This is a genomic window from Bacillus sp. EKM208B (assembly GCF_011800725.1).
Classification (GTDB): Bacteria; Bacillota; Bacilli; order Bacillales; family Bacillaceae; genus Bacillus; species Bacillus velezensis.
On the sequence record NZ_JAANHO010000002.1, the window covers coordinates 300,479 to 318,314 of the forward strand.

The 17,836-nt window shown below is 48.0% G+C and carries 14 protein-coding genes and 1 other annotated feature; of the genes, 2 read left to right on the forward strand and 12 right to left on the reverse strand.

Annotated elements, in window-relative coordinates; all coding sequences use genetic code 11:
* Positions 1-127 precede the first annotated feature (127 nt).
* Positions 128-1,420 (reverse strand): bifunctional folylpolyglutamate synthase/dihydrofolate synthase, encoded by a 1,293-nt coding sequence (locus tag G9F75_RS04310; protein ID WP_167408937.1) that lies wholly within the window; start codon positions 1,418-1,420, stop codon positions 128-130.
* Positions 1,421-1,478: 58 nt separating this feature from the next.
* The gene (locus tag G9F75_RS04315) at positions 1,479-4,121 is read right to left on the reverse strand and encodes a valine--tRNA ligase (RefSeq protein WP_014418550.1); all 2,643 of its coding nucleotides are present in this window, start codon (positions 4,119-4,121) and stop codon (positions 1,479-1,481) included.
* Between the two features lie 58 nt (positions 4,122-4,179).
* Positions 4,180-4,401, reverse strand: a binding site (T-box leader).
* A 172-nt stretch (positions 4,402-4,573) separates the two neighbouring features.
* On the opposite strand from G9F75_RS04315, the gene G9F75_RS04320 reads away from it, so the two are divergent.
* Positions 4,574-4,765, forward strand: coding sequence for a hypothetical protein (locus G9F75_RS04320; protein WP_003152639.1), 192 nt, complete (start codon positions 4,574-4,576; stop codon positions 4,763-4,765).
* Between the two features lie 14 nt (positions 4,766-4,779).
* On the opposite strand, the gene ysxE is transcribed toward G9F75_RS04320, so the two are convergent.
* The 8 genes from ysxE to hemA form a co-directional block, all read right to left on the reverse strand.
* Positions 4,780-5,802 (reverse strand): spore coat protein YsxE, encoded by a 1,023-nt coding sequence (ysxE, locus tag G9F75_RS04325; RefSeq protein ID WP_014418551.1) that lies wholly within the window; start codon positions 5,800-5,802, stop codon positions 4,780-4,782.
* A gap of 33 nt (positions 5,803-5,835) precedes the next feature.
* Entirely contained in the window at positions 5,836-7,716 is a 1,881-nt protein-coding gene (locus G9F75_RS04330; RefSeq protein WP_022552876.1) for a LysM peptidoglycan-binding domain-containing protein, read from the reverse strand.
* A 132-nt stretch (positions 7,717-7,848) separates the two neighbouring features.
* Positions 7,849-9,138 (reverse strand): glutamate-1-semialdehyde 2,1-aminomutase, encoded by a 1,290-nt coding sequence (gene hemL / locus G9F75_RS04335; RefSeq protein ID WP_014418553.1) that lies wholly within the window; start codon positions 9,136-9,138, stop codon positions 7,849-7,851.
* A gap of 28 nt (positions 9,139-9,166) precedes the next feature.
* Positions 9,167-10,141 carry a porphobilinogen synthase gene (hemB, locus tag G9F75_RS04340; protein ID WP_015240312.1) on the reverse strand — a complete coding sequence of 325 codons (975 nt, stop codon included), beginning with the start codon at positions 10,139-10,141 and terminating at the stop codon, positions 9,167-9,169.
* Between the two features lie 5 nt (positions 10,142-10,146).
* Positions 10,147-10,926 carry a uroporphyrinogen-III synthase gene (locus tag G9F75_RS04345; RefSeq protein WP_014418554.1) on the reverse strand — a complete coding sequence of 260 codons (780 nt, stop codon included), beginning with the start codon at positions 10,924-10,926 and terminating at the stop codon, positions 10,147-10,149.
* Positions 10,916-11,857 (reverse strand): hydroxymethylbilane synthase, encoded by a 942-nt coding sequence (gene hemC / locus G9F75_RS04350; RefSeq protein WP_007408155.1) that lies wholly within the window; start codon positions 11,855-11,857, stop codon positions 10,916-10,918. The genes G9F75_RS04345 and hemC overlap by 11 nt, the downstream gene beginning before the upstream one ends.
* A gap of 34 nt (positions 11,858-11,891) precedes the next feature.
* Positions 11,892-12,722, reverse strand: coding sequence for a cytochrome c biogenesis protein (locus G9F75_RS04355; RefSeq protein ID WP_007408154.1), 831 nt, complete (start codon positions 12,720-12,722; stop codon positions 11,892-11,894).
* A 7-nt stretch (positions 12,723-12,729) separates the two neighbouring features.
* Positions 12,730-14,097 (reverse strand): glutamyl-tRNA reductase, encoded by a 1,368-nt coding sequence (gene hemA, locus G9F75_RS04360; RefSeq protein ID WP_003152628.1) that lies wholly within the window; start codon positions 14,095-14,097, stop codon positions 12,730-12,732.
* A gap of 193 nt (positions 14,098-14,290) precedes the next feature.
* On the opposite strand from hemA, the gene G9F75_RS04365 reads away from it, so the two are divergent.
* A complete protein-coding gene (locus G9F75_RS04365) occupies positions 14,291-14,782 on the forward strand; it encodes a hypothetical protein (RefSeq protein ID WP_017418292.1) in 492 nt (163 codons plus the stop codon).
* 32 nt (positions 14,783-14,814) lie between these two features.
* Here G9F75_RS04365 and yihA read toward each other — a convergent pair whose 3' ends face one another.
* Together yihA and lon are read right to left on the reverse strand one after the other, a co-directional pair.
* Positions 14,815-15,402 carry a ribosome biogenesis GTP-binding protein YihA/YsxC gene (yihA, locus tag G9F75_RS04370; RefSeq protein WP_003152626.1) on the reverse strand — a complete coding sequence of 196 codons (588 nt, stop codon included), beginning with the start codon at positions 15,400-15,402 and terminating at the stop codon, positions 14,815-14,817.
* A complete protein-coding gene (gene lon / locus G9F75_RS04375; RefSeq protein ID WP_007612896.1) occupies positions 15,399-17,723 on the reverse strand; it encodes an endopeptidase La in 2,325 nt (774 codons plus the stop codon). The genes yihA and lon overlap by 4 nt, the downstream gene beginning before the upstream one ends.
* Positions 17,724-17,836 lie beyond the last annotated feature (113 nt).

A 17,836-nucleotide genomic window follows, 5' to 3' on the forward strand; every position in this document is an offset into this window, starting at 1 on the left:
TTTACTATCAATCTGGCTCAGATTATAGCAAAGAAAAACACCATGACTGAAATGGCTGAAAATATATTTTCAGCATAAAAACACCCGGCAAAACCGGAAAAGGGTCTGCCGGGCATCCGAGGGGCTGTCAGATAAGCCGCTTTCTCATTTCTGAAATAAAATATAAGGAGCCGGTAATGATGATGACATCATCCGCCCCGTCTTTTTGTTCTATCCATTCTTTCACACTGTCCGGGTTCTCATCGAAGCTCTTAGCCGCAATACTGCTTGCATTGTAAAGGGCTTCGGCGCTTGAAGCACGCGGAAAGTCAAATGATACAAAGTGAATAGAGTCCGCTTCGGTTTCAAGCTTTTTAATCATTTCCTGATACGGTTTGTCTTTTAATGCGCTGAATACGACATGAACGTTTTTATCGGAAAAGCGCTGCCTGATCGTTTCTGTCAGCGTTTCAACGCCCTCTTCGTTATGCGCGCCGTCCGCAAACACTAAAGGGCGGCTTTGAAGACGTTCAAACCGGCCCGGCCAGGAAGCTTTTTTCAGACCGTTTCGCATCGCTTCTTCAGAAATGGCTGCGGCTCCCAGACGATTCATCCATTCAGCGGCCAATATCGCCAATGCCGCATTCTGCCTTTGGTGAATGCCGATCAGCGACGTTTGAATGTTTTCATAGCATTTCGTTTCCGTTTCCAGCGAAAAGCTTTCACCGGACGGAAGCGCCGCTTCATTAAACAGTCTGCACGTTTTATATAGTGACTGATACGGAGCCTGCTTTTTTTCGGCTTCCGCTTCAATAACGCCGAGTGCTTCCGGCTGATTGACGCCCGTAATGACCGGAATGGAATTTTTAATGATACCGGCTTTCTGCCCGGCGATCTCCTCGATGGTATTGCCTAAAATCGCCATATGGTCATGTCCGATACTTGTAATGACCGACAGAAGCGGATTCACAATATTGGTTGAATCAAATGTGCCGCCGAGCCCCGCTTCAAAAATGACAAAATCGATATCAGCCCGCTTCGCAAAATATAAAAATGCACACGCTGTAATGATTTCAAATTCTGTCACCGTCCCGGCATCGGTCTTATCAAGCTCATCGACTATCGGTTTTATGTCATTAACGAGCGTTCTCCATTCCTCATCAGAAATCGGCGTGCCGTTGACGCTGATACGCTCATTAAACGTAATAATGTAAGGCGATGTGAACGTGCCGACCGTATAACCGGCTTCTTGAAGCACGGAACGGATAAAAGCGACGGTCGATCCTTTGCCGTTTGTGCCCGCCACATGAATAGCGCGAATGTTCTTTTCCGGGTGTTCCAGTTTTTCCATCAGCTTTTCCATACGGAGAAGGCCCGGCTTAACGCCGAACTTGAGTCTGCCGTGAATCCAGCTGATCGCTTCTTTGTACGTATTAAACAATGAAATCCCCTCTTTTATACGACAAGGCGGTTTCTTAGGAAACCGCCCCGCTGTTTTATCAGCCTTTCAGCTCTGCAATCCGCTGCCGGACAGCTTCGCGTTTTGCCGTGTAGTCTTTCTCTTTTCCGCGTTCTTCTTCAATGACATGCTCAGGAGCTTTTTTAATGAATCCTTCGTTGCCGAGTTTTTTCTGAACGCGTTCGACCTCTTTTGTCAGCTTGTCGAATTCTTTTTGCAGACGGGCGATCTCCTCATCAATGTTAATCAGCCCTTCAAGCGGCAGAATGACTTCCGCTCCGGTGACGACCGCTGTCATCGCTTTGTCTGCCGCAGTGATATCCGTCCCGATTTTCAGCGTGCTCGGATTCGTAAAGCGTTCAACGTAAGAACGGTTCTTCTCAAGGCGGCCGGCAATGTCTTCGGTAGATGTTTTAATGTAAAGCTCAACCTGCTTGCTCATCGGCGTGTTGACTTCGCTCCGGATATTGCGGACAGAACGGATTAATTCGACGAGCAGTTTCATATCCGCCGCTGCCTCTTTATCCGTATGTTCCGGCACCGGAACCGGCCAAGAGCTGATCGTGATTGACTCGCCTTCATGAGGAAGGTGCTGCCAGATTTCTTCCGTTAAGAATGGCATAAACGGGTGAAGAAGACGCATCGTCTGGTCAAGCACGTATGCCAGAACAGAACGGGTTGTTTTCTTCGCCGCTTCATCTTCCCCGTACAGCGGAAGCTTCGCCATTTCGATATACCAGTCGCACACATCGTCCCAGATAAAGTTGTACAGGTGGCGTCCGACTTCACCGAATTCATAACGATCCGCAAGCTGGGTTACATCTTCAATCGTTTCATTCAGTCTTGTGAGAATCCACTTATCAGCAACTGATTTTTCACCGGACAGATCAAGCTCGTCATACGTCATGCCGTCCATGTTCATTAATGCAAAACGGGAGGCGTTCCAAATTTTATTTGCGAAATTCCATGTGGATTCCACTTTTTCATAGCTGAAACGGAGATCCTGTCCCGGTGAACTTCCGGTTGCCAGGAAATAGCGCAGGGAATCCGCTCCGTACTTGTCGATGACATCCATCGGGTCCACGCCGTTCCCAAGGGATTTACTCATTTTTCTGCCTTGCTCGTCACGGATTAAGCCGTGAATCAGCACGTCTTTGAACGGACGCTCGCCGGTAAACTCAAGGCCTTGGAAAATCATCCGGGATACCCAGAAGAAAATGATGTCATATCCCGTTACAAGAACATCGGTTGAGTAATACCGCTTAAAGTCTTCAGCGTTTTCATCAGGCCAGCCCATTGTAGAAAACGGCCAAAGCGCGGAGCTGAACCATGTATCAAGCACGTCTGAATCCTGTTCCCAATTTTCACTGTCCTCAGGCGCCTCAAGGCCGACGTACACTTCTTTTGTTTCTTTATGATACCAAGCAGGGATGCGGTGGCCCCACCACAGCTGACGGGAAATACACCAATCACGGATATTTTCCATCCAGTGCAGGTACGTTTTCTCGAACCGGTCAGGAACGAAGTGAACTTTCTCTTCTTTTGACTGAAGGTCAACCGCAGCATCGGCCAGCGGCTGCATTTTGACAAACCATTGTGTGGACAGGTACGGCTCAACAACGGCGCCGCTTCTTTCACTGTGGCCGACAGAATGCATATGGTCTTCGATTTTAAAGAGAACACCGGATTCCTGAAGATCTTTGACGAGTTTTTTGCGGCATTCAAACCGGTCCATGCCGTTATATTGCAGCGCTTTTTCATTCATTGTTCCGTCTTCATTCATGACGAGAATCCGCTCTAAATTGTGGCGGTTTCCGAGTTCAAAGTCATTCGGGTCATGGGCAGGCGTGATTTTAACAGCGCCTGATCCGAATTCCATATCAACATAATCATCGCCGACGATCGGAATTTCGCGGTTTGTAATCGGCAGAATCACCGTTTTGCCGATTAAGTGCTTGTAGCGCTCATCTTCAGGATGAACCGCGACAGCCGTGTCGCCAAGCATCGTTTCCGGACGGGTGGTCGCGATTTCAATTGAGCCTGAACCGTCTGCTAACGGGTAGCGCAAATGATAAAACGCGCCCTGTACGTCTTTGTAAATCACTTCAATATCGGATAAAGCCGTTTTTGTGGCAGGGTCCCAGTTGATGATATATTCGCCTCTGTAAATCAAGCCTTTCTCGTACAGCTTGACGAATACTTCACGCACGGCTTTGTTCAGCCCTTCATCAAGAGTAAAACGTTCGCGTGAATAATCGAGTCCGAGTCCCATCTTGGCCCATTGGCTGCGGATGAAATCAGCATACTCTTCTTTCCACTTCCACGTTTCTTCTAAAAACTTTTCACGGCCGAGGTCATAACGGCTTGTGCCCTGTTCGCGGAGTTTCGCTTCGACTTTTGCCTGAGTGGCGATGCCGGCGTGATCCATGCCCGGAAGCCAGAGCACGTCATAGCCCTGCATGCGTTTCATACGCGTAACGATATCTTGCAGCGTCGTATCCCACGCATGTCCGAGGTGCAGCCTGCCCGTCACGTTCGGCGGCGGAATGACGACAGAATACGGCTGTTTCGTTTGATCGCCGCCCGCTTCAAAATATTTTCCTTTCAGCCAAAAATCATAGCGGCCTTTTTCAATCGCAGACGGATCATATTTTGTCGGCATTGTTTGTTCATTTGTATCCATGATAACCCTCCAGCATGTTTAGAAATGGCTGAGCAACTAAAAAAGAGCCTTCATCCTGATAAAGGACGAAAAGCTCTTTCGCGGTACCACCTTTTTTCATGAACAGATTTGTTCATGCACTTAAACGGATAACGGGTGCGGCCCGAATTTCTCTACTGTATGTTCAAGAAATTATGCTCCCGGGCGACCTTCCAATGAGACTGCATAAGAAGCCTTTCAGCACAGTAGCTTCTCTCTCTTCATGCGTCTTTCTTGTACTCTTCCCGTTCAAAGCAGGTGTATTTATATCAGCTCATGATCTTATTTATTATGTTCTTTATTATAGTAAAAGTGTTTTTGATTCGTCAATCATCTTTTCCAAAAACCGCTGCCGTCATACATAAATGGGCATGCACCCCGCCCTTTCCCTTACATACGATACATAGAAAGGCGAATGTGAGGAGGAATTGCCCGTGAGAAAAAAATTCAATTCTTATTCGCTCCCCCAGTGGGCCAGACAGGTCCGCCTTGTATCCGTGCAAGTCATTATCCCGATTACGATCTTTCAGGGGATCAGGACGATTTTCTTTCCGACGACTTTTGATGTCCTGCTGCTTGCCATCCTGCTGTTTTTAGCGTGCGCCCTGCATTTGGAATGGATATAAAAAAACGAGTCCCGTTATGAAGAGGACTCGTTTTCCGCTTTTATTTTTTTCTCCCGCTCAATCTGATGAACCTTCATGAGAAAAGGCTCAACATTTTTCATCTGCCAAAACGCTCTTAATAATTGCGTGCACTCTTCTTTTTCAGAGCCCCTTTGGCCGGTCTGATACCGTTTCAGCACTTTGTACATGGCGGACGGATAAGCCATATAGCTGAGAAACAGGCTGATTTCCGCTTCACGGAGCGGGAATGATTTGTGATACGTATAAAACCAGTCCAGACACTCCGGGCATGCTTTCGGATAGCTTCTGAACATTCTGGAGTAAAAGCCGAGCAGGTCGTTTTGCGGAGGGCCCAGCGCAGCTTTCTCGAAATTCGTGAAAAAGCCCGATCCCGCATCATTATACAGAAAGTGGCGGCTCGATAAGCTGCCGTGGTTGATCACCGCTCTCGTCTTGTCATGATCCTTTGCCGCGTCAAACCATTCTTCCAGACGTTCCAGAGCAAAATTGACGGCGGAAACCGTTTCTGTAAGATACGTAACAGCCTGCAGTTCAAAAGGTGAAAGGTACCACTCTTTTTCCGCCCGGTCGGCGAATTGTTCATAGACAAGCTTATCATTTTCCCAATCTCTTTTCGTTACTTCATAAAAGCCGCTGATATCTTCAGTCCGGATTTGGATGTCCCGCACAGTCGCGGAGTGGAGCTTCGCGACCTCTTTAAAAAGGTAAACATGTTTTTGATCCCGTTCTTCTTCCTGATCGTACTGAAGCCAAGGCATTAAATAATAAGAATTCTCCGTCTGTCTTCCCGCAAAAAAATCGCCGGCATACGTGCGGCAGATCGGCACAAACGAACGGTAGCCTTTCTCCTCAATCTCAATCATAAGATCCGTAAATTCACTGCTGCGGGCCGGCTTGAGCTGTTTCAAAGCAAAAATGCCGTAGTTTGAGTAGACCTTCCAAACATGCGGGCTGACAGGCTCAATATACTCTGCCGCCAGCCCGTATTCCTGAAGCACTGATTGGACTGCTTCCATTCCATTCACCACATTTTTACGGCCTCTTTGTGCTTACGCATGGCTGTTATTATATTCAGGTATATACAGAAGCTGACCTTCTTCAAGCTCGTCATCAAACGATAAAGCATTCGTTCTGATGAGCTGCTGGGATGTTATGTCATATCGTTCACACACCCGGTCGATAGTATCTTGCTGCTGTACGATACAAATTTTCATTCTTGAAAACTTTTCTTCTTCCCTTGTAAATAATTTTGTCAAGTAATGAGAGTTGTCATTTTCCTTCTGCTCGGTTCCCGGTGCCGCTTCTTCATTCTTTCTTTCAGACTTAAGCGGCTCAGGCGGTTCAGCTTGCGCCGGCTCCTCAGGCGGCAGTTTGGAAAACTGAAAAGACAAATCGAGAGGCTTCCCGGTTTCCTCCTCCGGCTGCGCCATCTTCCTTACCTCAATTTCAAACCCTTCTTCATCATGAGCCTCTTCTTCAAGCAGCTTAGGAGCGCTGTAAAACTCCTCTTCCTGCCGTTCCGGAACGAACTCGCGATAAACGGGCGCCTGCTCTTCTTGAAAAACCGCAGGCTCATCTTCGTCTTCTGCCGCCTCATGATCACTCTGACGGAGAAGCGGCTCGGCCTCTGGCTGTTCTTCTTTTTGAAGGAAGGGCTGTTCCGCAATTTTTGGTTTTTCCGCATGCGGAGTCAGAGTGAACGCAGGGAAAACCGGCTCGTTATCATCTTTTGACTCTTCCTGCACTTCTGCTGAATCATCCTCAAATACAGGTTCATTCCTCACAGCCGACATGATTGCAGGCTCCTCAGCTTCTTCCGGCTCTTCTTCGTGTTGAAAGGAAACGGGAGGAGGAGGCTCAGTAAAGGAAACAGGTTTCGGCACCTCTTCCTGCTCCCTCAGAATCGGGGCAGTCTCATGCTCTTCTTCTTCCTGCTCCCTCAAAATCGGGGCAGTCTCCGGCTCTTCTTCTTCCCGCTCCCTCAAAATCGGGGCTGCTTCCTGCTCTTCTTCCCGCTCCCTCAGAATCGGGGCAGTCTCCGGCTCTTCTTCTTCCCGCTCCCTCAGAATCGGGGCAGCTTCCTGCGCTTCTTCTTCCCGCTCCCTCAGAATCGGGGCAGTTTCTTGCTCTTCTTCTTCCTGCTCCCTCAGAATCGGGGCAGTCTCCGGCTCTTCTTCTTCCTGCTCCCTCAGAATCGGGGCAGTCTCCGGCTCTTCTTCTTCCCGCTCCCTCAGAATAGGGGCAGTCTCCGGCTCTTCTTCCCGTTCCCTCAGAATCGGAGCAGTCTCCGGCTCTTCTTCCTCCTGCCTGAGTAAAGGCGGAGTTTCTTCCTCGTTCTTCTCGGTTTCTTGTGCTGCTTCTTCTGATACAGTCAAAGGTATTTCAGGCTCATGGCGTATCATTAATTCTGGTTCGTTTTCGTCCTCAGAATAATGTCCGGCAAGATTGATCATTTCTTCTCTGGCAAATTCAGGCGCCACGTACAAAGGGATCTCCGGCTCTTTTGGCTCGGATTCCTCAAGCAGCCCTTCAATTGCCAAATCAGCTTGAATGGTTAAGATCCTTGAATCCGTCAGCTGATAATCAAAGGCATCAATAAATACGAAAACATCATTGAGGTGGCTCACTTTATTTTTCGGAATCGTGATGTCCACCGGGAAACAATGAATGAGCTCGGCCGTGCCATCCTCCCTCGCCCTCACTTCCTCTACATGCCTCAGCTCCCTATCAAGCTCTTCAAAATGACTGCTGTGATCTATGTTGTACTCGCCAGTAAGTTCTAATGATCCTTTAATTGAGACATAATCATTTACTTCCTGCACCCTGATGTCAGGGTCTAATGAAATCGAAAGTAATTCAGAAACTTCCTGTCCTTTTTGGAAACAGATTGATTCTTCAACAGAAAATTGCAATCGGTGATTATGCGGCAAGTTCATATCCTCCTTTCATCTAATCCATACAATTAGATGTCACTAAAGGTGTATGCCGCAATCCGGGAAAATATGATAATGGAGGCATTGAAAAAAGCCGATACAAGTCTTGCTTGCATCGGCTTTTCGTTATCAGCGGCTGATCGCCTGGAACACTTTCTCAGCGGCTTGAATGGTTTTTTCAATATCCTCCATTGTATGCGCAGTGGAGAGAAACAATCCTTCAAATTGAGACGGCGGCAGAAATACGCCTGCGTCGGCCATCCCTTTATAATATTTGGCGAACAGCTTTAAATCAGAAGATTTGGCTGCTTCATAGTTAATGACAGGCTCATTTGTGAAAAAGAAGCCGATCATGGAACCCGCCCGGTTAAACGTGTGCGGAATGCCATGTGCTGCAGCTGCTTTTGAAATGCCTTCTTCAAGCATATCGCCTTTTTTCACAAATTCTTGGTAAGATTCAGGTGTGAGCTGCTGTAGCGTCTCAAGTCCCGCTGTCATGGCAAGCGGATTTCCTGACAATGTTCCCGCCTGGTAGATCGGACCGCTCGGCGCGATTCGTTCCATAATGTCAGCTTTTCCGCCATACGCACCGACAGGAAGACCGCCGCCGATGACTTTGCCGAGACACGTTAAGTCAGGCGTCACGCCGAAATACCCTTGCGCACAGTTATAATCCACGCGAAAACCGGTCATGACCTCGTCAAAAATGAGCAGCGCGCCATACTGTTCCGTAATGTCGCGAAGTCCTTGTAAAAAGCCTTCCTGCGGCGGAACAACGCCCATATTGCCTGCTACCGGTTCAACAATGACCCCGGCAATATCTTCACCGTACTCCCGGAATGCGAGTGCAACGCTTTCCAAGTCGTTGTATGGAACGGTAATCGTATTCATTGCTATTCCTTCCGGCACGCCCGGGCTGTCCGGCAGGCCGAGTGTCGCCACTCCGGATCCCGCTTTGATCAGCAGCGAATCGCCATGGCCGTGGTAACAGCCTTCAAATTTCAAAATTTTGTTGCGGCCGGTATATCCTCTTGCCAGACGCAGGGCGCTCATTGTCGCCTCTGTGCCGGAGCTGACCATCCGCACGATTTCAACAGACGGCACACGGTCAATGACCAATTTGGCCAGTTCGTTTTCCACCTCAGTAGATGCCCCGAAACTTGTCCCGTTCTCGGCTACTTTTTTCAGGCTTTCAACGACCCGGTCATTTGTGTGGCCCAAAATGAGCGGCCCCCAGCTCAGGACGTAGTCGATATATTCATTGCCGTCAATATCAAAAATTTTCGATCCTTTTCCGCGCTGCATAAAGATCGGGTCCATATCAACTGATTTAAACGCGCGCACCGGGCTGTTCACTCCGCCCGGCATCAGTTTCTGCGCTTCTTTAAAAGCGGCTTTTGATTTTTCATAGCTTCTCATCTGCCTCAGCTCCCGTCAAATGAAATCGTTACTCAGCAAGCCATTTTGCTGCGTCTTTTGCATGATACGTCATAATCAGATCGGCTCCTGCACGTTTCATGCTCGTTAAAATTTCCAGCACCATTTCTTTTTCTTTAATCCAGCCGTTTTGGGCTGCCGCTTTCACCATGGAATACTCCCCGCTCACATTATATGCGACCAGCGGCAGGTGATGGCGGTTTTTCACATCACGCATAATATCTAAGTATGACATAGACGGTTTGACGATTAAAAAGTCAGCGCCTTCTGCCGCGTCTGATTCAGCCTCACGGAGCGCTTCCAAGCGGTTGGCCGGATCCATCTGATATGTTTTTCGGTCTCCGAACTGCGGCGTGCTGTCAGCCGCGTCGCGGAACGGACCGTAAAATTCACTTGAATATTTCACGGCATAAGACATGATCGGAATATTCGTGAATCCTTCTTTGTCGAGCGCTTCTCTGATCACTGTGACAAAACCGTCCATCATATTTGAAGGAGCGATGATGTCAGCGCCTGCTTTGGCCTGGCTGACGGCTGTCTGCGCCAGCAGCTCAAGCGACTCGTCATTTAAGATTTCTCCGTCTTTCACGACGCCGCAATGGCCGTGATCCGTGTATTCACAGAGACACGTATCAGCGATTACGATCATTTCAGGATAATGCTTTTTAATTTCAGCAATCCCTTTCTGCACAATGCCGTGATCATGAAAAGCCTGGGTTCCGCAGGCGTCTTTTTCTTCCGGCACGCCGAAAACGATGACCGACTTAATGCCGAGCGATATCAGCTCAGCCATTTCATCCTTTAACAAATCGAGTGATACATGATAAACCCCCGGCATGGAAGGAACTTCTTTTTTTCCTTCGAGCCCTTCAACGACAAATAACGGGTAAATAAAATCTGAGGGGTGAAGACGTGTTTCTTTTACTAAATCTCTCATCGCAGCGTTCGCGCGCAAACGGCGGTGTCTGTTAAATGTTTGATTCATCATTATCAATCCTTTCCCGACATGCTGCACATGACGTCCAGCATGCCTTCAATCGTATAAATGTCAGGCACATGGGACGAGATCCCGTATTCCAAGAGCGCTTTCTCTGTCAAAGGGCCGATGCTGATATAGCTCGCACCGCTGTTTTCCCACGCTTTTTCTCCGTCTCCGACCGCGTGCATAAACGTATGCACCGCCGATGAGCTGGTAAACGTAATAAAATCAAAATGAGAGCGGGATGCAGCCCGTCTCAGCTCGTCCATGCCTTTTTCATCCTGAATGGTATTGTATAACACCCATTCCCTTATTTGATAGCCAAGCGGCTCAAGCTCCGCTTTTATGACATCGCGTGATAAATTGCCCTTTATCACTGAAATGGGTTCGGCAGCTGATGCGTGCCGTTTTAAAGTATCAGCCAGACATTCCGCCACATACTCGTCAGGCATCGCATCCGTCCGGGCTCCCCGCTCTTTCAGGGCGCGCGCAGTCTTTTCACCGACGGCTGCGATTTTTTTCCGTCCCGAAAGCGCAAGACCGTGCCGATCAAGATAGGAAAAAAAGAACCGGACACCGTTTACGCTTGTAAACACAAGCCATCCCGGCTCAGAAAGGTCTTCCCGGAGACTGTCCGCACATTCATCCGGGAGCGCTTCCTGAAAAGCGATCAGCGAAGCCGAAACAGCCGTTCCGCCGAGCGCCTCCACTTTTTTTCGGAACGGTGCGGCCTGTCTTTTGTTCCGGGTGACGAGCACGGTCTTTCCTTGTAAAGGAAGGTCATTTGCCATCCTGATCGAGCTCCTGTTTTACACTGTCGATTAGTGCTTTGGCTCCTTTTTCAGACATCATCGCCGCACAGCGTTTCCCGATTTCTTCCGGATCATGTCCCGCCGCTGTTTCTTTATAAATCGTCTTTCCGTCCGGAGACGCGACAAGACCGACCAATTCAACCTCATCCCGGTCATTGACGGACGCATACCCGGCTATCGGCACTTGGCAGCCGCCTTCCATCGCGTGTAAGAAAGCCCGTTCGGCTGCCACCGTGCGCTGCGTATACTCATCAGTAAATTGCGCAAACAGCTTCAAAAGCTCCTCATCCGACTCTCTGCATTCAATGGCAAGAGCGCCTTGGCCGACCGCAGGCAGACAGCGGTCCGGTTCGAGAAATTCAGATACAACATCATCTTTCCAGCCCATTCTCGAAAGTCCCGCAGCCGCTAAAATAATAGCATCGTAATCTTCCGTTTCAAGCTTTTGAAGTCTCGTATCGATATTGCCTCTGATCCACTTAATTGTAAGATCAGGGCGTTCAGCAAGAATCTGGGCGCTTCTTCTTAAACTGCTGGTGCCGATGATGCCCCCTTCTTTTATGTCGTCCAGCTTTTGATGCCCCTTTGAAATCAGCGCATCACGCGGGTCCTCACGTTTCGGTATGCAGCCTATGACAAGACCCTCAGGCAAAACGGCGGGCATGTCTTTCATGCTGTGAACCGCCATATCAATCTCCTGATGCAGCAGCGCCTGTTCAATCTCTTTGACAAACAAACCTTTGCCGCCCACTTTTGACAGTGTAACATCAAGGATGCGGTCGCCTTTTGTGACAATCTCCCGGATTTCAAAGTTATAGGAAGGGTTCAATTCCTTCAGTTTGTTAATCACCCATTTTGTCTGGGTCATAGCCAGTTTGCTCCGTCTGGAACCTACCTTAATCGTTCTCATTTTCTTTCCTCCCGAATCTGTTTGGGCGCGTGCGTTAACTGAACCAATGGAATTGCGACAGGCTTCCGAGCAGGAAGTAATTAATCATCAGCACGAGAAAACATGCTGAATTCCATAACGCCGCCACTTTTCCCTGCAGTTCCTTAATCATTCTGATATATAAATAGTAGCTGTATAAAAGCAGCACAATAAACGAACCGAGCACTTTTGAATCAAACCAGTACAGCGTTTCCAGCGACACATACGCCCAGATCACGCCTAATATCAGGCTCAACAGCAGCATCGGAACCCCGATGACATTTAAAACGTAAGCCATATAATCAAGTTTTGACAAATCTTCAATTCTCAACAGCCATTTTCCCCACTTTTTCTTCTTTAATAAAGAATATTGAAACTGATAAAGAAGCGAAAAGACAAAAGAAAGGGAAAAAGCGCCGTAAGACAGAATCGCCATTGTAATATGAATGACCAAAAGCTCTGAGACCAGCTGGCCGGAAAAAGCGGCCGAATGCTGATCCGTCGGTGAAAACGTATGGATCGCAATCATCGAGAAACCGATGACATTCGTGAAAAACACGATAAAATCAACGCGCAGAATCTGCGTGACCACAAGTGAGAGCGTGACAAGCACCCACGCATAAAAGTAAAGGGCCTCTGTAATATTCAAGACCGGAAATCTGCCCGTCTGCCACATGAAATAAGAAAGATAGACGGTTTGCAGAGTCCAGACAATAGAAAGCAACCAGAAGGCCATTTTCCCAGCCTTCCGGTTGTGTTGAAGAAAATCTATAAAGTAAAAAAGGACGCTTACTGCATAAATAACAATTGTCGCTTCATTAAGTCTTGCCATTGCTGTATCAATCATACAGCCCTCACTCACTTACAAGCGGACGTAAGCCCGTTTTTGCTTCTGCCTTTTGAAACGAATGAACCGTCTGGCGGTTATCCAGGCTTTTGTCCAGCTGGCGGCCGGCCTCTTCCTCAATATCGAATATCTGCATAAACAGCTTCAGCTTTTCATCTGAATCCGCTTCAGCCGCAAGCTCTTTCGCTTTCAGAATCGGGTCGCGCAGCATTTGGTTAATGATGCTTTTCGTATGTTTGCTGAGAAGTTTTTTCTCTCTTACCGTCAGATGAGGCAGCTTGCGCTCAATGCTCTGCATCGTATCGGACTGGATGGACAGCGCCTTTTCACGCAGCGCCGAAATGACCGGCACGACGCCGAGCGTATTAAGCCACTGCTTAAACTCAACAATTGCCGCTTCAATAAACAGCTCGACTTTTTCAGCGGTTTCACGGCGTTCTTGTAAGTTGGCTTCAACGATTCCTTCAAGGTCATCAATATCGTACAGAAAAACACCTTCAAGATCGTTAAGCGCCGGATCGAGGTCTCGCGGCACAGCGATATCCACCATAAATAACGGACGGCCTTTCCGCTGTCTGCCCGCTCTCTCCATCATTTCTTTGGACACGACGAAATCACTTGCGCCTGTCGAACTGATTAAAATATCAGCTTCAGCAAGTGCATGTTCAAGCTGGTTTAAGCTGCGCGCTTCTCCGGAGAAACGGTCAGCAAGCGCTTTTGCCTTCAAAAACGTTCTGTTGATGACCGTTACTTTGCCGATGCCCTGACCGTGCAGGTTTTCTGCGGCGAGCTCGCCCATTTTTCCCGCACCGAGAATCAAAATGTGCTTATTTGACAATGAGCCGAAGATTTTTTTCGCGAGTTCAACGGCGGCGTAACTGACGGAAACGGCATTGGCGCCGATATCGGTTTCGGCATGCGTGCGTTTGCCGACGGTCACCGCCTGTTTAAACAGCTCATTGAAAATGGTGCCGATCGTCTTTTCTGCCTGCGCCGTTTTAAAGCTCGAGCGGACCTGGCCGAGTATTTGCGTTTCTCCGATGACCATGGAATCCAAGCCGCACGCCACACGGAATAAATGCTCGATCGCCGCGTCGCTCTCATAAAATTTCAGAAACGGAGACAGCTCTTCTTTCGGCAGCGAGAACCATTCGGATAAAAATGTTTTTATATAATAACGGCCGGTATGGAGCTGGTCGACCACCGCATATATTTCGGTGCGGTTGCAGGTTGACACGATAATGTTTTCAAGAACGCTTTTTTCTTCTTTTAAACGGAGCATCGCTTCTGCAAGCTCATCCGGCTGAAAACTTATTTTTTCGCGTATTTCAATAGGGGCGGATTTATAATCTACTCCCACAACAAGAATATGCATCGCTTTCATGCACCTCCGTACATCGCAATTTATTTATAATCATTCTAACATAGAATTTATTATTTATAATAATTATAACATAGTTTCTTCGGGAAAATGTGAACAGATTTCAAAAATGTTATGCTATAGTATAAAAAGCTCGTTTCCACTTAATCATCATACTAAAAATCCTTTACTGCGGGTAGGTGACAGGATGAAAAAAACATCAATTTTATTACCGGGACTTCTGCTTGCCGCTTCATTATTCGCATGGCTTCAGAGCGGACAGGTTCACCTGTTTGCGAATCAGGGGGAATGGCCGGTGCTCCTTATGCTCTTGGGCGCCGTGCTCTTGTATCAGGGCAAAAAGGAAGCGGCCGGGCCTCACGTCCTGATCGGCTTGCTTCTTTTCGGCATAGGTTTACACTTTTTCGCCAAACCTGAGCTCTCATGGTGGCCGGGAGATTTTGAAATGATTCTCTTCGTCTTCGGATTCTCCTTATTTGCGGCTGCCAGAAAAGAATATGTATACGAAGCGGCTGCCATGATTGGTTTTTCCCTCTTTTTATACTTCTTTAAACAAATTACGGCGTGGCTGGAGTCCGTCCATATTCCGACGGAACACTTCAAAACATACTGGCCGTATGTTTTCATCGGAATCAGCCTTTTATTATTGTTTATCAAGCGGAACAAAACTATACGATAAAACCCAAAACGCACTGCGTTTTGGGTTTTTCATTACCGGCTGATCATTTTTTTAATGGCTCCCCATGCTTCATCTTTGCCTTTTTTCGTTTCAGAGGAAAATAAAATCAGCTCATCTTCAGGATCCATATCAAGCGTCTGTTTGACAACCTTTAAGTGCTTGTCCCATTTTCCTTTTGGAATCTTATCCGCTTTTGTCGCGATAACGATGACGGGAATGCCGTAATACTTCAGGAATTCATACATGTTCACGTCTTCAGCAGACGGCGCGTGCCTGAGGTCGACAATCTGCACGCAGGCTTTCAGCTCTTCGCGGGTCGTCATATAGGTTTCAATCATTCTCCCCCATGCTTCCCGCTCGCTTTTGGAAACTTTCGCAAATCCGTACCCGGGAACGTCGACAAAATGCAATTCATCATTGATGATGTAAAAGTTTAAGGTCTGTGTTTTCCCCGGTTTTGATGACGTTCTGGCCAAGTTTTTCCGATTGATTAATGAATTGATAAAAGATGACTTTCCTACATTTGATCTTCCCGCCAGCGCGATTTCCGGAAGCCCCCCATCAGGGTACTGTTCGGGTTTGACCGCGCTGATCACGATTTCTGACTTTGTGACTTTCATTTCTTCTCTCCTACTAAGGCATGTTCCAAAACGTCATCCAGGTGAGAAACGAATATAAACTTCAGTCCCTCTCTGACGCTTTCTGGAATATCCTCTATATCTTTTTCGTTATCTTTAGGCGCAATAATAGTAGTCAGGCCCGCTCTGTGCGCGCCGAGCGCCTTTTCTTTCAGTCCGCCGATCGGAAGCACGCGGCCCCGCAGCGTGATTTCTCCCGTCATACCGACTTCGCGTTTTACCGCACGGTCCGTTAATGCTGAAACGAGCGCCGTGGCCATCGTAATTCCGGCAGAAGGGCCGTCTTTCGGCACCGCTCCTTCAGGGACATGAATATGAATGTCATACTTCTCATGGAATTTCGGGTCGATTCCGAACTGTTCCGCTTTCGAGCGGACATAACTGAAAGCGGCCTGCGCTGATTCCCGCATGACATCTCCAAGCTTCCCGGTCAGAATCAGCTTTCCTTTTCCCGGTGACAATGACACTTCGATTGACAGCGTATCTCCGCCGACCGTCGTATACGCGAGCCCCGTGACAACCCCGATTTGATCTTCGGTTTCCGCCTGTCCGTATCTGAATATCCGTTTTCCGAGATAGTCGGCCAGATTTTTCTCTGTAACGGTAATGCGTTTTCTCTCCTCAGACACAATGGCTTTCGCAGCCTTTCGGCAAATGGCGGCAATCTGGCGTTCAAGCGTTCTCACGCCGGCTTCCCTCGTGTAGTAGCGGATGATGTCCGTAATCGCCTGATCCCGAATCTGCAGGTTGCTCTTTGTGAGCCCGTGCTCTTTGATTTGTTTCGGAAGCAGGTGGTCCTTCACGATCTCCAGCTTTTCGTTTTCAGTGTAGCCTGACAGGCTGATAATCTCCATTCTGTCTCTGAGAGGTCCCGGTATGGAAGCAAGGTTATTCGCAGTCGCGATAAACAGCACTTTCGATAAATCGAACGTCTCTTCAATATAGTGGTCGCTGAATGTGCTGTTTTGTTCCGGATCCAGCACCTCAAGCATCGCCGAAGACGGATCGCCTCTGAAATCAGACGACATTTTGTCGATCTCATCCAGGAGAAAGACGGGATTTTGTTTACCGGCTTTTTTCATCCCCTGTATAATACGGCCCGGCATCGCTCCGACGTATGTACGCCGGTGCCCGCGGATTTCAGACTCATCGCGCACTCCGCCCAGTGAAATTCTCACAAAACGGCGCCCCATGCTCGTACTGATTGATTTTGCAAGAGATGTTTTACCGACTCCCGGAGGTCCGGCCAGACAAAGAATCGGCCCTTTCAGCGTTTTCGTCAGCTGTTTCACGGCCAAATACTCCAAAATCCGCTCTTTCACTTTCTCTAAGCCGTGATGCTCTTTATCTAAGATTTCCCCGGCTTTTTTAATATCAAGTTTATCTTCTGTTTCATCCGACCACGGAAGGGCGATGAGCCAGTCAATATAGTTGCGGATAACAGAGCTTTCCGCTGAGCTTGACGGCACTTTTTCGTAACGGCTTAATTCCTTAAGCGCCGTTTCTTTGACACGCTCAGGCATGCCTGCTTCTTCTATCTTTTCAGTGAGCGACTGAACTTCGCCGGTTTTTCCTTCTTTGTCGCCAAGCTCCTTCTGAATGGCTTTCATCTGTTCACGCAAGTAGTATTCCTTTTGAGTGCGTTCCATCGAACGTTTGACGCGCTGACCGATTTTTTTCTCAATCTCCAGCACTTCTTTTTCATTATGAATGGAACGAATGACCTTATTCAGACGTTCTTTAATATCCGCCGTTTCTAAAATGTCCTGCTTGTCCTTTAATTTCAGCGGGAGATGAGAAGCGACGATATCCGCCATTCTGCCGGGCTCTTCAATATCAGTCACAGCCGCATACGTTTCTGCGGAGATTTTTTTAGAAATTTTTATGTACTGGTCAAAATGGTCCAGCAGCGTCCGCATAAGCGCTTCGTCTTCCACGTCTTTTGAATCATCCTCATGCATCAGCTGTATATCGACCGAAGTATAATCTTCGAGCTCGGTGTATTCAAGAATCTGCGCCCGCTGAATTCCTTCTACAAGCACTCTGATCGTACCGTTGGGCAGCTTCAGCATCTGTTTAATTTTTGTATAAGTGCCGACGGCGAAAATATCCTCTTCACCCGGTTCGTCTATCGAAATATCCTGCTGAGTGGCTAAAAAAATCATATGATCATGCATCATTGCCTGTTCAAGAGCCTGAACCGACTTGTCACGGCCTACATCTAAATGTAAAACCATTGTCGGGTATACCAATAAGCCTCTTAAAGGGAGGAGCGGGATGCTGCGTTTTGTATCTTCTGCCATGTGACTGACACCTCCGTGACTTTAGTATGAACCATTATAATACAACTTTTTCATCGTTGTACAATTCCGGGATCGGGCAAAATCGGCTTATCCGCCTGCCCTGTATATAAAAC

Excerpts from the sequence above, each read along its gene's own strand:
- hemB (WP_015240312.1), bottom strand. The coding sequence starts at position 10,141 with ATGAATCAAACATTTAACAGACACCGCCGTTTGCGCGCGAACGCTGCG.
- G9F75_RS04365 (WP_017418292.1), top strand. The coding sequence starts at position 14,291 with ATGAAAAAAACATCAATTTTATTACCGGGACTTCTGCTTGCCGCTTCA.
- lon (WP_007612896.1), bottom strand. The coding sequence starts at position 17,723 with ATGGCAGAAGATACAAAACGCAGCATCCCGCTCCTCCCTTTAAGAGGC.
- G9F75_RS04315 (WP_014418550.1), bottom strand. The coding sequence starts at position 4,121 with ATGGATACAAATGAACAAACAATGCCGACAAAATATGATCCGTCTGCG.
- yihA (WP_003152626.1), bottom strand. The coding sequence starts at position 15,402 with ATGAAAGTCACAAAGTCAGAAATCGTGATCAGCGCGGTCAAACCCGAA.
- hemA (WP_003152628.1), bottom strand. The coding sequence starts at position 14,097 with ATGCATATTCTTGTTGTGGGAGTAGATTATAAATCCGCCCCTATTGAA.
- G9F75_RS04345 (WP_014418554.1), bottom strand. The coding sequence starts at position 10,926 with ATGGCAAATGACCTTCCTTTACAAGGAAAGACCGTGCTCGTCACCCGG.
- G9F75_RS04355 (WP_007408154.1), bottom strand. The coding sequence starts at position 12,722 with ATGATTGATACAGCAATGGCAAGACTTAATGAAGCGACAATTGTTATT.
- hemL (WP_014418553.1), bottom strand. The coding sequence starts at position 9,138 with ATGAGAAGCTATGAAAAATCAAAAGCCGCTTTTAAAGAAGCGCAGAAA.
- ysxE (WP_014418551.1), bottom strand. The coding sequence starts at position 5,802 with ATGGAAGCAGTCCAATCAGTGCTTCAGGAATACGGGCTGGCGGCAGAG.
- hemC (WP_007408155.1), bottom strand. The coding sequence starts at position 11,857 with ATGAGAACGATTAAGGTAGGTTCCAGACGGAGCAAACTGGCTATGACC.